A 15,019-nucleotide genomic window follows, 5' to 3' on the forward strand; every position below is an offset into this window, starting at 1 on the left:
CGCCCGCGACTGGCTGCGCGTTTTGAATACGAGAGTTTCATCTGGTGAGTGACACAACCCGTGACGGTGCTGTTGCGTTGAGCACCCCGCCATCGGCCGACGACGGCCTGAGCCCTGCCGAGCTGGCTGCCAAGTACGGTCTGACGGTCAGCGGTGCCCGGCCCGGGCTCTTCGAGTACATGCGCCAGCTCCGCGGACGACGCCACTTCATCATGGCGTTCTCCCGGGCCAAGCTGACCGCCCAGTACAGCCAGGCCAAGCTGGGCCAGTTGTGGCAGGTGGCCACCCCGCTCCTGAACGCCGCGGTGTACTTCCTCATCTTCGGCCTGATCCTCGGCACGAAGAAGGGGATGACGCAGGAGGTCTTCATCCCGTTCCTGGTGACCGGGGTCTTCGTCTTCACCTTCACCCAGAGCTCGGTGATGGCCGGGGTCCGCGCCATCTCCGGCAACCTCGGACTGGTGCGGGCGCTGCACTTCCCGCGCGCCTCGCTGCCCATCTCGTTCTCGCTCCAGCAGCTCCAGCAGCTGCTGTACTCGATGATCGTGCTGGTCGCCGTGACCGTGGGATTCGGGAGCTACCCGAGGCTGTCCTGGCTGCTGGTGATTCCCGCGCTGGTCCTGCAGTTCTTCTTCAACACCGGACTGGCACTGATCATGGCGAGGCTCGGGTCCAAGACGCCCGACCTGGCCCAGCTGATGCCGTTCGTCATGCGGACCTGGATGTACGCCTCCGGCGTCATGTTCTCCATCCCGGTGATGCTCGCCGACAAGCCGGCCTGGATCGGTGATGTGCTGCAGTACAACCCGGCGGCCATCTACATGGACCTGGTCCGGTTCGCCCTGATCGACGGCTACGGCTCCGACAACCTGCCGGCGCACGTCTGGGTGGTGGGTCTCGCCTGGGCGCTCCTGGTGGGTGCCGGAGGCTTCGTGTACTTCTGGAAGGCAGAGGAGCGGTACGGCCGTGGCTGAGGACAACACCGCGGGGCGCGTCCCCACCGTGATCGCCGACGACGTGCACATCGTGTACCGCGTCAACGGCGGCGGCGGTGGCAAGGGCGGCGCCACCGCAGCACTGAGCCGGATACTGCGCCGCGGCAAGGGCGAGGAGCGCGGGATCCGCAAGGTGCACGCCGTACGCGGCGTCTCCTTCACCTCGTACCGGGGCGAGGCCATCGGCCTCATCGGGACGAACGGCTCCGGCAAGTCCACCCTGCTGCGGGCCATCGCCGGACTGCTGCCGACCGAACACGGCAAGGTGTACACGGACGGACAGCCTTCGCTGCTCGGTGTGAACGCGGCGCTGATGAGCGACCTGACGGGCGAGCGCAACGTCGTGCTCGGCGGGCTCGCGATGGGGATGAGCCGTGAGGAGATCCGCGAACGCTACGACAGCATCGTCGAATTCTCCGGCATCAACGAGAAGGGCGACTTCATCACCCTGCCGATGCGGACGTACTCCTCCGGTATGGCCGCCCGGCTGCGTTTCTCCATCGCCGCCGCCAAGAACCACGACGTCCTCATGATCGACGAGGCGCTGGCGACCGGTGACCGCAAGTTCCAGATCCGCTCCGAGGCGCGTATCCGGGAGCTCCGCAAGGAGGCCGGCACGGTCTTCCTGGTCAGTCACAGCAACAAGTCGATCAGGGACACCTGCGACCGGGTGCTTTGGCTGGAAAAGGGCGAACTGCTGATGGACGGCCCGACCGACGAGGTCCTCAAGGCGTACGAACGCGAGACGGGCAAGTAGGGCGTCGCCGCAGTCGCGTACCGCAGCGGCCTCTGCCGGAACATTCCGGCAGAGGCCGCTGCGCTGCTTGCGGATCGTGGACCCCGTCCCGCGCCTCCACGGCTCGTCGTACGGCGCCCGGCAAGATCTCCTCCCGCCGGATGACGTCAATTTCCTTGCGCGAGGGGAAAGTTGACAGGGCGTAGCTCGCAGGTGCTGCGCGCCCCGCACCCCGGCGCATGGATGAGCGTTGTACAACGTAAGCTGTACCGGTGCTGATTCGTGGCAAGTGGGGCGATACCGCCTGGGTGGACGGCCCGTAGTCGTCCTCCGCACTGGGGAGAGCGGGCGGCGTGTCCGGAATGGGATGTTTTGGGTCGGCAGTGTAGAACGGGAGATGTGACGGCTATGACGGAAGATCTCCAGCTCCGAGGTGCTCACGCCGTCCCCGCGCAGGGCGGTACGCAGTGACCCGTACCCGGCAGGCGCGGCTTGATTCCGCCGTACCCGGAACCCTTGACAAGGCCGCCGACGAGAACTTTCCGGTGGCCCCCTTCTTCCTGCCGCGCGCCTGGCGCGACGACTTGATGGCCGTCTACGGCTTCGCCCGGCTCGTCGACGACATCGGTGACGGCGACCTCGCCCCCGGCGGCGCCGACGCACGGCACCTCGGTCTCGACCCGGCGCAGGGCGAGGACCGGCTCGCGATGCTGGACGCGCTCGAAACCGACCTGCGCCGGATCTTCGCCACCACCGGTGAGAACCCGCACCACCCGCTCCTGCACGCCCTGCGCCCCACCGTGTGGCGGCGCACACTCACCCCCGAACCCTTCCTCGGCCTCATCGAGGCCAACCGGCAGGACCAGAAGATCCGCCGCTACGGGACGTACGAGGAGCTCCTCGCCTACTGCGAGCTCTCCGCCAACCCCGTCGGCCGCCTGGTCCTCCAGCTCACCGGAACCGCGAGTCCCGAGCGCGTCCGCCGCTCCGACGCCGTCTGCTCCGCACTGCAGATCGTCGAGCATCTCCAGGACGTCACCGAGGACCTCGGCCGTGACCGGATCTATCTGCCGGCCGACGACATGGCCAGGTTCCATGTCACCGAATCCGACCTGGCGGCCCCCTCCGGGGGCGCAGCGGTGCGGGCACTGATCGCGTACGAAGCCGAACGCGCCGGGGTTCTGCTGAATGAAGGCACCCCCCTGGTGGGTAGCGTCCACGGCAGGCTCAAGCTGCTTCTCGCCGGATTCGTGGGAGGGGGGCGTGCCGCCCTCACCGCGATCGCGGCCGCCGGGTTCGACGTACTGCCCGGACCCCCCAAACCCACCAAGCCCAGCCTGCTGCGCGAGGTGGGAGTTGTTTTGCGAAGAGCGCGTAGAGAGGGGTGAGCCGGACCGTGGAGGGACAGACGACGTACATGTCGGCACCGGTACAGGCCGCATACAGTTACTGCGAGGCGGTCACCGGACAGCAGGCGCGTAACTTCGCGTACGGCATCAGGCTGCTGCCCGTCGAGAAGCGGCAGGCCATGTCGGCCCTGTACGCCTTCTCCCGACGGGTCGACGACATCGGTGACGGCGAACTCGAGCCGGAGACCAAGCGCGTCCGCCTGGAAGGCACCCGCGCGGTGCTCGACCGGATCCGCGACGGAGCGGTCGACGAGGACGACACCGACCCGGTGGCCGTCGCGCTCGCCGACGCCGCCCGCCGCTTCCCGCTGCCGCTCGAAGGGCTCGACGAGCTCATCGACGGCGTGCTGATGGACGTGCGCGGCGCGACCTACGAGACGTGGGACGACCTCAAGATCTACTGCCGGTGCGTCGCCGGCGCCATCGGCCGCCTCAGCCTGGGCGTCTTCGGTACGGAACCCGGCGCCCCGGGCGCCGAGCGCGCGGCCGAGTACGCCGACACGCTCGGCCTCGCGCTCCAGCTGACGAACATCCTGCGCGACGTGCGCGAGGACGCGGGTAACGGGCGTACCTACCTGCCCGCAGACGACCTCGCCAAGTTCGGCTGCTCCGCGGGCTTCCACCGGGCCACCCCGCCGCCCGGCTCCGACTTCGCCGGGCTGGTCCACTTCGAGGTCCGGCGCGCCCGGGCACTGTTCGCCGAGGGCTACCGGCTGCTGCCGATGCTCGACCGGCGCAGCGGTGCCTGTGTGGCGGCCATGGCCGGCATCTACCGTCGGCTCCTCGACCGGATCGAGCGCGACCCCGAGGCGGTACTGCGCGGCCGCGTCTCGCTCCCGGGCCACGAGAAGGCGTACGTGGCGGTGCGCGGTCTGTCGGGTCTCGACGCGCGCCACATTTCGCGCCGCACGACCAGGGGGCGTGTCTGAATGCGTCACACGGACATCTCGCGCACCATGTGCATCATGGATGATCACTCCGCACGGCGGGCAACCCACTGCCACGCGGATGCGTCCCTGACGGAGAAGACCTGGCAAGAGGGGGACGCATGACGGACGACGCGATGCGTTCCTCCCGCGCGGTCGTGATCGGCGGCGGGCTCGCAGGCATCACCGCGGCCCTGCGCCTGGCCGATGCCGGGCTTGACGTGACCCTGCTGGAAGGGCGGCCCCGGCTCGGCGGCCTCGCCTTCTCCTTCCGCCGCGGGGAGCTGACGGTCGACAACGGCCAGCACGTCTACCTGCGCTGCTGCACCGCCTACCGCTGGTTCCTCGACCGGGTCGAAGGCACGCGTCTGGCCCCGCTGCAAAACCGTTTGGACGTGCCGGTCCTCGACGTGGGGCGGCCCTCGGGCCCCCGGCTCGGACGGCTGCGCCGCAACGGCCTCCCGGTCCCGTTCCACCTCGCCGCCGGACTTGCCGGCTACCCGCACCTCTCGCTCGTCGAGCGCGCGAGCGTCGGGCGGGCCGCGCTGGCGCTCGGCCGGCTGGACCCGGACGACCCCGCACTCGACGACATCGACTTCGGCAGCTGGCTCGCCCGGCACGGCCAGTCGCCCCGCACCGTCGAGGCCCTGTGGGACCTCGTGGGCGTGGCCACGCTCAACGCGACCGCACCGAACTCCTCGCTCGCGCTCGCCGCGAAGGTCTTCAAGACCGGACTCCTCTCCGAGCCCGGCGCCGCCGACATCGGCTGGGCCTCCGTACCGCTCGGGGACGTACACGACACGCTCAGCCGCAAGGCGCTGGACTCCGCCGGCGTCCGCACCGAACTGCGGACGAAGGCCGGAGCGCTCACCCGAACCGACGACGGACGCTGGGTGGTCGACACCGGCGCCGAACGGATCGAGGCGGACACCGTCGTGCTGGCCGTACCGCAGCGCGAGACCCACGACCTGCTGCCCGAGGGCGCGCTCGACGAACCGGAGCGGCTGCTGGAGATCGGCACCTCGCCGATCCTCAACGTGCACGTGGTCTACGACCGCAAGGTGCTCAGGCAGCCGTTCTTCGCGGCTCTCGGCTCACCGGTCCAGTGGGTCTTCGACCGGACAGACGCCTCCGGCCTCACCGGTGCGGGCCAGTACCTCGCGGTCTCCCAGTCCGCCGCCGACGAGGAGATCGAGCTGCCCGTCGCCGAGCTCCGCGCTCGCTACCTGCCCGAGCTGGAGCGGCTCCTGCCCGCCGCCCGCGGGGCCGGCATCAGGGACTTCTTCGTCACCCGGGAGCGTACGGCGACCTTCGCGCCCGCTCCCGGCGTCGGCCGGCTGCGACCGGGGACGCGCACCCGCGCCCCCGGCCTCTTTCTGGCCGGCGCATGGACGGCCACCGGCTGGCCCGCCACGATGGAGGGCGCCGTCCGTAGCGGTGCCGGCGCCGCGGACGCCGCACTCCTGGCGCTCGGCCGCCCCCACGAACATCCGCTGCAGGAGGCGGCATGAGCAGTACCACCGGAACAAGAGGAGAGTCAGTGACCCCGGCGAATCCGGCTTCCGACACCGTGGCGCACACCACGGACGTCACCGCGCTTCTGGAGCGCGGACGGGCCCTTTCCGCGCCGGTGCTCCGGGCCGCCGTTGACCGGCTCGCACCGCCCATGGACACCGTGGCCGCCTATCACTTCGGCTGGATCGATGCCCAGGGCAGGCCTTCCGACGGCGACGGCGGCAAGGCCGTCCGCCCGGCGCTGGCCCTGCTGTCCGCCGAGGCGGCCGGCGCCGCCGCCGAGGCCGGCATCCCCGGCGCGGTGGCCGTCGAGCTCGTGCACAACTTCTCGCTGCTGCACGACGACCTGATGGACGGCGACGAGCAGCGTCGCCACCGCGACACGGTGTGGAAGGTGCACGGCCCCGCCCAGGCGATCCTGGTCGGCGACGCGCTGTTCGCCCTGGCCAACGAGATCCTGCTGGAGCTCGGCACCGTCGAGGCGGGCCGCGCGGCCCGGCGGCTGACCTCGGCCACCCGCAAGCTCATCGACGGGCAGGCCCAGGACATCTCCTACGAGCACCGCGAGCGGGTCACCGTCGAGGAGTGCCTGGAGATGGAGGGCAACAAGACGGGCGCCCTGCTCGCCTGCGCCTGCTCCATCGGGGCAGTGCTCGGCGGCGCCGACGACCGGACCGCCGACGTCCTGGAGGCGTACGGCTACCACCTCGGCCTCGCCTTCCAGGCGGTCGACGACCTGCTGGGGATCTGGGGCGACCCTGACTCCACCGGCAAGCAGACCTGGAGCGATCTGCGCCAGCGAAAGAAGTCCCTGCCCGTCGTCGCCGCGCTCGCCGCGGGCGGACCGGCCTCGGAGCGCCTGGGCGAACTGCTCGCCGCCGACGCGAAGAGCAGCGACTTCGACAGCTTCTCCGAAGAGGAGTTCGCCGCCCGTGCGGCACTCATCGAGGAGGCGGGCGGCCGTGAGTGGACCGCCCAGGAGGCCCGTCGTCAGCATGCGGTCGCCATCGAGGCGCTGCATGGTGTGGACATGCCCGAATCCGTGCGGGCGCAGCTCACGGCGCTCGCGGACTTCGTCGTCGTACGAAAGAGATGATGACCATCCCCTCAATATGACTCGCAGTCGCCGGCCGGCGCCCAGTCACGGGCGCCGGCCGACGGAGACCCCAGCACAGCAGAGGACCAACTGCACGAAGGGGAAGCCATGACAGCGACGACCGACGGAAGCACCGGGGCTGTGGACCCCAGCGCAGCCTCGGCCAGTAATCCGACAACCGAATCAACCATCGCCGCGGACGACGTTCTCGCCGCCGCGCGGCGGGCCGCGGAACGCTCGGTGGAGCACCTCCTCGGCAGGCAGGACGAGCAGGGCTGGTGGAAGGGTGACCTCGCCACCAACGTCACCATGGACGCCGAGGACCTCCTGCTCCGGCAGTTCCTCGGCATTCAGGATCCCGCCACGGTCCAGGCGGCCGGCCACTTCATCCGCGGCGAACAGCTCGGCGACGGCACCTGGGCCACCTTCCACGGCGGTCCCGGGGATCTCTCCGCCACCATCGAGGCGTACGTGGCACTGCGTCTGGCCGGGGACCGGCCGGACGAACCGCACATGGCCCGCGCCGCGGGGTGGGTCAGGGAACAGGGCGGGATCGCGGCGAGCCGCGTGTTCACCCGGATCTGGCTGGCCCTCTTCGGCTGGTGGAAGTGGGACGACCTGCCGGAACTCCCGCCCGAGCTCATGTTCTTTCCCAAGTGGGTCCCGCTCAACATCTACGACTTCGGCTGCTGGGCCCGCCAGACCATCGTGCCCCTCACCGTCGTCTCCGCGAAGCGGCCGGTACGGCCCGCACCCTTCGCCCTGGACGAGCTGCACACCGATCCCGGCGAACCGAACCCGCCCCGCCGCCACGCCCCGGCTGCCAGCTGGGACGGCGTCTTCCAGCGCCTCGACAAGGCGCTGCACCTCTATCACCGGATCGCCCCGCGCAGACTGCGCAAGGTCGCCATGAACGCGGCCGCCCGCTGGATCATCGAACGCCAGGAGAACGACGGCTGCTGGGGCGGCATCCAGCCGCCCGCCGTGTACTCCGTCATCGCTCTGCATCTGCTCGGCTACGACCTCGACCACCCCGTGATGCGGGCCGGGCTCGAGTCGCTCGACCGGTTCGCGGTCTGGCGCGAGGACGGCGCCCGCATGATCGAGGCCTGTCAGTCGCCGGTCTGGGACACCTGCCTCGCCACCATCGCGCTCGCCGACGCAGGGATCGGCGCCGACCACCCCGCGCTGGTGAAGGCGGCGGACTGGATGCTCGGCGAGGAGATCGCGCGACCGGGTGACTGGTCCGTGCGCAGGCCCCAACTGGCCCCGGGCGGATGGGCGTTCGAGTTCCACAACGACAACTACCCCGATATCGACGACACCGCGGAGGTGGTCCTCGCGCTGCGCCGGGTCCGTCACCCGGACCAGGCGCGGGTCGATGCTGCCATCGAGCGCGGGGTGCGCTGGAACGTCGGCATGCAGTCCCGCAACGGCGCCTGGGGGGCCTTCGACGCCGACAACACCAGCGCGTTCCCCAACCGGCTGCCGTTCTGCGACTTCGGTGAGGTCATCGACCCGCCGTCCGCCGACGTCACCGGGCACGTGGTGGAGATGCTCGCCATCGAGGGCCACTCCGGGCATCCCGCGACCCGGCGGGGAATCGAGTGGCTGCTCGCCGAACAGGAGGCGGCCGGCGGCTGGTTCGGCCGCTGGGGCGTCAACTACGTCTACGGGACCGGGTCGGTGGTGCCCGCCCTGATCGCCGCCGGGCTGCCTGCCTCGCACCCCTCCATCCGGCGCGCGGTCGGCTGGCTGGAATCCGTGCAGAACGACGACGGTGGCTGGGGCGAGGACCTGCGCTCGTACAACGAGGACAAGTGGATCGGCCACGGAGCCTCGACGGCGTCCCAGACGGGCTGGGCACTGCTCGCACTGCTCGCCGCCGGACGACGGGACACCGTGTCCGTCTCACGCGGCATCGCCTGGCTGGCCGAGACGCAGCAGGCGGACGGGTCCTGGGACGAGCCGTACTTCACCGGGACCGGCTTCCCGTGGGACTTCTCCATCAACTACCACCTCTACCGGCAGGTCTTCCCGCTGACCGCACTCGGACGGTACGTGCACGGCGACCCGTTCGCGGGCCGCACGGCGGTCCGTGAGGGGACCTGATGGGCGACGCCCCGGGGCCGGCCGGCCCCACCGCCCCGCTGCTCATCGCCTGCGCGCTGGGCATCGAACACCTGGCCCTGCGCACCGGCAGGGCCAGGGCGGGCACCGCATCGGGCCCGGTGACCGTACTGCGCACGGGCATGGGGCCGAAGGCGGCCGAAACGGCCGTGGCGAAGGCGCTCGGCGAGAGCCGGGCGCTCGGCGCCGCGGTCATCGCCTCAGGGTTCTGCGCCGGGCTCGCACCCGGCATGCACCCCGGGGACCTGGTGGTGGCCGACGAGACCCGGACAGCCGGGCAGTCGGTCGCCTGCACCGGTACGGAACTGCTCGCCGACGCACTTGCCAGGGCCGTACCCGGACGCACCGTCCACACCGGTCCGCTGACCGGCTCCGATCATGTCGTCCGAGGACATGAGAGGGCCGCGCTGCGGGCCACCGGAGCGATCGCGGTGGACATGGAGTCCGCCGCGACCCTGCGCATCGCTCGGCGGTCCGGGCCACGCCCGGTTGCGGCCGTACGGGTGGTCGTGGACGCTCCGGAGCATGAGCTCGTCCGCATCGGCACGGTCCGCGGTGGAATATCGGCTTTCCGCGTTCTTCGTGCTGTCCTGCCGGCTTTCTATGAATGGCACCGATCTTTGCTGCTCCCCAGGAGGTGAGCTAGATGGCCATGCCGCTCCGTCAGTCCATCAAGGTTGCGACGTACCTCATTGAACAGAAGCTCCGAAAGCGGGAAAAGTTCCCGCTGATTGTCGAGCTGGAGCCGTTGTTCGCCTGCAACCTCGCCTGCGAGGGATGCGGGAAGATCCAGCACCCGGCCGGAGTCCTCAAGCAGCGCATGCCGGTGGCCCAGGCCGTCGGCGCCGTGCTCGAATCGGGCGCCCCGATGGTTTCCATCGCGGGCGGCGAGCCGCTGATGCATCCGCAGATCGACGAAATCGTCCGGCAGCTGGTGGCGAAGAAGAAGTACGTCTTCCTCTGCACCAACGCGATGCTGATGCGCAAGAAGCTCGAGAAGTTCACCCCCTCGCCCTACTTCGCGTTCGCCGTCCACATCGACGGTCTGCGCGAGCGTCACGACGAGTCGGTCGCCAAGGAAGGGGTGTTCGACGAGGCGGTCGCGGCGATGAAGGAGGCCAAGGCGCGCGGCTTCCGGGTCACGACCAACTCCACGTTCTTCAACACCGACACGCCTCAGACCATCATCGAGGTCCTCAACTTCCTCAATGACGACCTGAAGGTCGACGAGATGATGATCTCGCCCGCCTACGCCTACGAGAAGGCACCCGACCAGGAGCACTTCCTGGGCGTCGAGCAGACCCGTGAGCTGTTCAAGAAGTCCTTCGCGGGCGGCAACCGGGCCCGGTGGCGCCTCAACCACTCGCCGCTCTTCCTGGACTTCCTGGAGGGCAAGGCGGACTTCCCGTGCACGGCGTGGGCCATTCCGAACTACTCGCTCTTCGGCTGGCAGCGGCCCTGCTACCTGATGAGCGACGGGTACGTGCCGACGTACCGCGAACTCATCGAGGAGACCGACTGGGACAAGTACGGCCGGGGCAAGGACCCGCGCTGCGCCAACTGCATGGCGCACTGCGGCTACGAGCCCACCGCCGTACTCGCCACCATGGGGTCGCTCAAGGAATCCCTGCGTGCCGCACGGGAGACCATCGGCGGGAACCGGTGACGTGATGACCGCCGGAGAGCCAGTCGCACTGGGTCTCCCCGAGCCGCCGGCCCGGCCGCTCGCGATGCGCCGCCCCTCGCGGCGCATCCAGGCCGGGCCGGCGGCGGCCGGCGGGTGAAAGCCCGCCGAGCGCATGGACGACGTGGGCACACCACCGAGGGTCCCCACCGTCACCGTGAGCCGAAAACAGGACCAGAGAGGGGGCCCGGGCATGACGCTGCTGCAGTCCATCCGGGGGCCGCGCGATCTCAAGGCACTGAACGAACCGCAGCTCGGTGAACTCGCCGAGGACATCAGGAAGTTCCTCGTCCAGGCGGTGGCCAGGACCGGTGGCCACCTGGGCCCCAACCTCGGGGTGGTGGAGCTCTCCATCGCCCTGCACCGGGTCTTCGACTCGCCCGTGGACCGGATTCTGTGGGACACCGGCCATCAGAGCTACGTACACAAGCTCCTCACCGGGCGGCAGGACTTCTCCAAACTGCGCGGCAAGGGCGGCCTCTCCGGCTACCCCTCGCGTGCCGAGTCCGAGCACGACGTCATCGAGAACTCGCACGCCTCCACCGTCCTCGGCTGGGCCGACGGCCTCGCCAAGGCCGACGAGGTCCTCGGCCGCTCCGGCCATGTGGTCGCGGTCATCGGTGACGGAGCCCTCACCGGCGGCATGGCCTGGGAGGCGCTGAACAACATCGCCGCCGCCAAGGACCGCCCCCTGATCATCGTCGTCAACGACAACGAGCGCTCCTACGCCCCGACCATCGGCGGCCTCGCCAACCACCTCGCGACCCTGCGCACCACCGACGGCTACGAACGGTTCCTCTCCTGGGGCAAGGGCGTCCTGCAGCAGACACCCGTCATCGGGCAGTCGCTGTACGAGTCGCTGCACGGGGCCAAGAAGGGGTTCAAGGACACCTTCGCCCCGCAGGGCATGTTCGAGGACCTCGGGCTGAAGTACATCGGTCCGATCGACGGCCACGACACCGCCGCTGTCGAGTCCGCGCTCCACCGCGCGAAACGCTTCCACGGTCCTGTGCTCGTGCACTGCCTCACCGAGAAGGGGCGCGGCTGTCTTCCCGCGCTCCAGGACGAGGCGGACCGCTTCCACACCGTCGGCGCGATGGACCCGCTGACCTGTGCCCCGCTGGCTCCCGGCGGCCGGCCCGTCCTGGACGTCCGTGTTCGGGGACGAGATCGCCGCGATCGGCGCGGAGCGTCCGGATGTCGTGGCCATCACGGCGGCGATGCTGCACCCCGTCGGGCTGACGAAGTTCGCCGAGGCGTTTCCCGGCCGGGTCTGGGACGTGGGGATCGCCGAGCAGCATGCGACGGTCTCGGCGGCCGGACTGGCGACCGGCGGACTGCACCCGGTCGTCGCGGTTTACGCCACCTTCCTCAACCGGGCCTTCGATCAGTTGCTGATGGACGTCGCCCTGCACAGGTGCGGTGTGACGTTCGTCCTCGACCGGGCCGGGGTCACCGGACCCGACGGGGCCTCCCACAACGGCATGTGGGACATGTCGGTGCTGCAGGTCGTGCCGGGTCTGCGGATCGCGGCACCCCGCGATGCCGACCGGCTGCGGGCCGAACTGCGCGAGGCCGTCGACGTCGACGACGCACCGACCCTGATCCGGTTCCCGAAGGAGTCGGTGGGGGAGCCGGTCCCGGCGATCGGCACGATCGGCGGCATGGACGTCCTGCACCGCGCCGAGGACGCCGATGTGCTGCTGGTCGCGGTCGGCGTGATGGCCCCCGTCTGCTTGCAGGCCGCCGATCTGCTGACGGGTGGCCGGATCCGCTGCACCGTGGTCGACCCCCGCTGGGTCAAGCCGGTCGACGAGCAGCTTGCGCCGCTCGCCGCGAAACACCGGTTCGTCGCCGTGGTCGAGGACAACAGCCGGGCCGGAGGTGTCGGCTCGGCCGTAGGACAGGCACTGCGGGATGCCGGGGTCGACGTACCACTGCGGACGTTCGGCATTCCCGACCAGTTCCTCGCCCACGGTAAACGGGCCGAGGTTCTGGCGGACATCGGGCTCACACCGGTCGAGATCGCGGGCCGGATCAGCGCCGCGCTGGCCGTCCGGGACGCGGACGCGGGTACGGGGCACAACGTCCACGTCCGGAACGCGGACGCGGGCACGGGCATCGGGCACAACGTCCCGGGCAACGGGCACAAGGAGAGCGGGGCATGAAGGAAGACGGGCCCAAGGGCTTCGACCTGGCGCGGCTCCTCGCCGAGCGCGGCGCCGAACGCTACGAGCTGCACACGAACTACCTCAACCACCAGCTCCCGCGCATGCTGCACACCATCGGCTTCGACAAGGTCTACGAACGGGCCGAGGGCGCGCACTTCTGGGATGCGGAAGGCAACGACTACCTGGACATGCTCGCCGGTTTCGGTGTGATGGGGCTCGGCCGGCACCACCCCGTCGTACGCAAGGCGCTGCACGACGTCCTGGACGCCTCGCTCGCCGATCTCACCCGGTTCGACTGCCAGCCGCTGCCCGGCCTGCTGGCCGAGAAGCTGCTCACCCACAGTCCGCACCTGGACCGGGTGTTCTTCGGGAACAGCGGTACGGAGGCCGTGGAGACGGCCCTCAAATTCGCCCGGTACGCCACCGGGAAGCCGAGGATCCTGTACTGCACGCACGCCTTCCACGGGCTGACCACCGGCTCGCTCTCGGTCAACGGCGAAGCCGGCTTCCGGGACGGCTTCGCCCCGCTGCTGCCCGACACCGCCATCGCACTCGGCGACCTCGACGCCCTGCGTCGTGAGCTCAAGCGCGGCGATGTGGCCGGACTCGTCGTCGAACCGATCCAGGGCAAGGGTGTGCATGCCTCGCCGCCCGGCTTCCTCCGGGAGGCCCAGGAGCTGCTGCACAAGCACAAGGCCCTGCTCATCGCTGACGAGGTGCAGACCGGCCTGGGCCGGACCGGTGACTTCTACGCGTACCAGCACGAGGAAGGCGTGGAACCCGACCTGGTCTGCGTCGCCAAGGCACTCTCCGGCGGCTATGTGCCCGTCGGGGCAACCCTGGGCAAGGACTGGATCTTCAAACGGGTCTACTCCTCGATGGACCGGGTTCTGGTCCACTCCGCGAGCTTCGGCTCCAATGCCCAGGCGATGGCGGCCGGACTCGCGGTCCTCGCGGTGATGGAGGACGAGGAGACGGTGGCGCACGCGCGCCGCACCGGTGACCTGCTGCGCGAACGACTGGCCGCGCTGGTCGGCCGGTACGAGCTGCTGCACGAGGTGCGCGGGCGCGGGCTGATGATCGGCATCGAGTTCGGCCGGCCGAGCTCGCTCAAGCTGCGCAGCCGCTGGACCATGCTGCAGGCGGCCCGCAAGGGGCTTTTCGCACAGATGGTCGTCGTGCCGCTGCTCCAGAAGCACCGGATCCTGACCCAGGTCTCCGGGGACCACCTCGAAGTGATCAAGCTGATTCCGCCGCTGGTGATCGACGACGCGGACGTGGACCGTTTCGTGAGCGCCTTCACGGCCGTGATGGACGACGCGCACAGCGGTGGCGGGCTGATGTGGGACTTCGGGCGGACCCTGGTGAAGCAGGCCGTCGCCAACCGCTGATCAGCGGCGGATCCGGCGGCCGGGGAGAGGGGGCGGACGGCTTTTTGCCTCGGAGGCAAGAAATTTGCCTCCGAGGAAAGTTCCTGGCCCAATGGAAGCATGAATCCTCCAGAAGGAGGGGTGGCCGACGAGCTGCCCGGGGTCGCGCCACGTCTGCGCGATCTGCGCCGCAGTCGTGGTCTCACCCTGGAGACGGCCGCCCAACGGGCCGGGCTCTCGCCCGCCCACCTGTCCCGGCTCGAAACGGGCCGGCGCCAGCCCTCGCTGCCCATGCTGCTCGGACTTGCCAGGATCTACGGTACGACGGTCTCCGAGCTGCTCGGCGAGATCCCCCCGGAACGTGACGCGATCGTCCGCGGCGGCAGGTTCGAGGGGGCCGAGGCCGACGGCTGGATGTACCAGCAGGCCGGCGGCCCCGGCCGGGCGATGCAGGCACTGCGTGTCCGGGTCCCGCACGGCGCCCAGGGTGACCTGGTGCGCGTCCATCCCGGCGAGGAGTGGCTGTACGTCCTGACCGGGCATCTCAGGGTGACCCTCGGCGAAACGGTCCACGACCTCGCCCCGGGTGACAGCGCGCACTTCGACTCGCTCACCCCGCACCGGATCGCGGCCGTGGACCGCGACGGTGCCGAGCTGCTGTTCGTCCACACCCTGCTGCAGAGCCCCGCCGCCGAGCTGTGTCTCGGCAGCGGGATCCACCGTCGCTGAGGCGCCGCCCCCGCCACCGGCACGCCGATGGCCAGAGAGGACTTGTCATGTCCGATTCCGAGAACTTCGACCCGCTCGGCCCGGGCCGGCCCAAGAACTACGACCCGCAGGAGAAGAAGATGCCTCGCGGGCTCGTCATCAGGCTCTTCGCCTACCTGGTGGCCGGGCACATCATCGCGGGCTTCCTCTACCTGCTGTTCGCCGTGGGGATGCACAACCAGTAGCAGCGGGGGGATGCACAACCAGTAGCAGTGGGGC

At 70.1% G+C, this 15,019-nt stretch carries 12 protein-coding genes and 1 pseudogene; all 13 read left to right on the forward strand.

What is annotated here, in order from left to right:
• The first annotated feature begins 44 nt into the window (after positions 1 to 44).
• The 13 genes and pseudogenes from SH922_RS36200 (at position 45) to SH922_RS36260 (ending at position 14,985) form a co-directional block, all read left to right on the forward strand.
• Positions 45 to 974, forward strand: coding sequence for an ABC transporter permease (locus SH922_RS36200; protein WP_393062773.1), 930 nt, complete (start codon positions 45 to 47; stop codon positions 972 to 974).
• Positions 967 to 1,752, forward strand: coding sequence for an ABC transporter ATP-binding protein (locus SH922_RS36205; RefSeq protein ID WP_350994228.1), 786 nt, complete (start codon positions 967 to 969; stop codon positions 1,750 to 1,752). Before SH922_RS36200 ends, SH922_RS36205 begins: the two co-directional genes overlap by 8 nt.
• Before the next feature lie 446 nt (positions 1,753 to 2,198).
• Entirely contained in the window at positions 2,199 to 3,119 is a 921-nt protein-coding gene (hpnC, locus tag SH922_RS36210) for a squalene synthase HpnC (RefSeq protein WP_393062774.1), read from the forward strand.
• A 29-nt stretch (positions 3,120 to 3,148) separates the two neighbouring features.
• The gene (gene hpnD / locus SH922_RS36215; RefSeq protein ID WP_393062775.1) at positions 3,149 to 4,069 is read left to right on the forward strand and encodes a presqualene diphosphate synthase HpnD; all 921 of its coding nucleotides are present in this window, start codon (positions 3,149 to 3,151) and stop codon (positions 4,067 to 4,069) included.
• A gap of 119 nt (positions 4,070 to 4,188) precedes the next feature.
• Positions 4,189 to 5,577: a hydroxysqualene dehydroxylase HpnE gene (gene hpnE, locus SH922_RS36220; RefSeq protein ID WP_393062776.1), complete on the forward strand. Its 1,389-nt coding sequence runs from the start codon at positions 4,189 to 4,191 to the stop codon at positions 5,575 to 5,577.
• Positions 5,574 to 6,677: a polyprenyl synthetase family protein gene (locus SH922_RS36225; protein WP_393062777.1), complete on the forward strand. Its 1,104-nt coding sequence runs from the start codon at positions 5,574 to 5,576 to the stop codon at positions 6,675 to 6,677. Before hpnE ends, SH922_RS36225 begins: the two co-directional genes overlap by 4 nt.
• A 108-nt stretch (positions 6,678 to 6,785) precedes the next feature.
• Positions 6,786 to 8,789, forward strand: a complete 2,004-nt coding sequence (shc, locus tag SH922_RS36230; protein ID WP_393062778.1) for a squalene--hopene cyclase — start codon at positions 6,786 to 6,788, stop codon at positions 8,787 to 8,789.
• The gene (locus SH922_RS36235) at positions 8,789 to 9,448 is read left to right on the forward strand and encodes a 1-hydroxy-2-methyl-2-butenyl 4-diphosphate reductase (protein WP_393062779.1); all 660 of its coding nucleotides are present in this window, start codon (positions 8,789 to 8,791) and stop codon (positions 9,446 to 9,448) included. Before shc ends, SH922_RS36235 begins: the two co-directional genes overlap by 1 nt.
• 5 nt (positions 9,449 to 9,453) lie before the next feature.
• Complete coding sequence (gene hpnH, locus SH922_RS36240; protein WP_393062780.1) at positions 9,454 to 10,473, forward strand: adenosyl-hopene transferase HpnH; 1,020 nt, start codon at positions 9,454 to 9,456, stop codon at positions 10,471 to 10,473.
• Positions 10,474 to 10,684: 211 nt separating this feature from the next.
• Positions 10,685 to 12,659: pseudogene (gene dxs, locus SH922_RS36245) on the forward strand (1-deoxy-D-xylulose-5-phosphate synthase).
• The gene (locus SH922_RS36250) at positions 12,656 to 14,053 is read left to right on the forward strand and encodes an aspartate aminotransferase family protein (protein ID WP_393062781.1); all 1,398 of its coding nucleotides are present in this window, start codon (positions 12,656 to 12,658) and stop codon (positions 14,051 to 14,053) included. Before dxs ends, SH922_RS36250 begins: the two are co-directional and overlap by 4 nt.
• 99 nt (positions 14,054 to 14,152) lie before the next feature.
• Positions 14,153 to 14,761, forward strand: a complete 609-nt coding sequence (locus SH922_RS36255; RefSeq protein WP_393062782.1) for a helix-turn-helix domain-containing protein — start codon at positions 14,153 to 14,155, stop codon at positions 14,759 to 14,761.
• Positions 14,762 to 14,808: 47 nt separating this feature from the next.
• Entirely contained in the window at positions 14,809 to 14,985 is a 177-nt protein-coding gene (locus SH922_RS36260; protein ID WP_393062783.1) for a DUF6126 family protein, read from the forward strand.
• The last annotated feature ends 34 nt before the right edge of the window (positions 14,986 to 15,019 follow it).

Origin of the sequence: Streptomyces sp. LN549 (assembly GCF_043203805.1) — a bacterium.
Lineage (GTDB): Bacteria > Actinomycetota > Actinomycetes > Streptomycetales > Streptomycetaceae > Streptomyces.

What these genes read in the sequence shown, in the direction of transcription:
- hpnD (WP_393062775.1), top strand. Translation starts at nt 3,149, where the DNA reads ATGTCGGCACCGGTACAGGCCGCATACAGTTACTGCGAGGCGGTCACC.
- hpnE (WP_393062776.1), top strand. Translation starts at nt 4,189, where the DNA reads ATGACGGACGACGCGATGCGTTCCTCCCGCGCGGTCGTGATCGGCGGC.
- SH922_RS36225 (WP_393062777.1), top strand. Translation starts at nt 5,574, where the DNA reads ATGAGCAGTACCACCGGAACAAGAGGAGAGTCAGTGACCCCGGCGAAT.
- shc (WP_393062778.1), top strand. Translation starts at nt 6,786, where the DNA reads ATGACAGCGACGACCGACGGAAGCACCGGGGCTGTGGACCCCAGCGCA.
- SH922_RS36235 (WP_393062779.1), top strand. Translation starts at nt 8,789, where the DNA reads ATGGGCGACGCCCCGGGGCCGGCCGGCCCCACCGCCCCGCTGCTCATC.
- hpnH (WP_393062780.1), top strand. Translation starts at nt 9,454, where the DNA reads ATGGCCATGCCGCTCCGTCAGTCCATCAAGGTTGCGACGTACCTCATT.
- SH922_RS36250 (WP_393062781.1), top strand. Translation starts at nt 12,656, where the DNA reads ATGAAGGAAGACGGGCCCAAGGGCTTCGACCTGGCGCGGCTCCTCGCC.
- SH922_RS36255 (WP_393062782.1), top strand. Translation starts at nt 14,153, where the DNA reads ATGAATCCTCCAGAAGGAGGGGTGGCCGACGAGCTGCCCGGGGTCGCG.
- SH922_RS36260 (WP_393062783.1), top strand. Translation starts at nt 14,809, where the DNA reads ATGTCCGATTCCGAGAACTTCGACCCGCTCGGCCCGGGCCGGCCCAAG.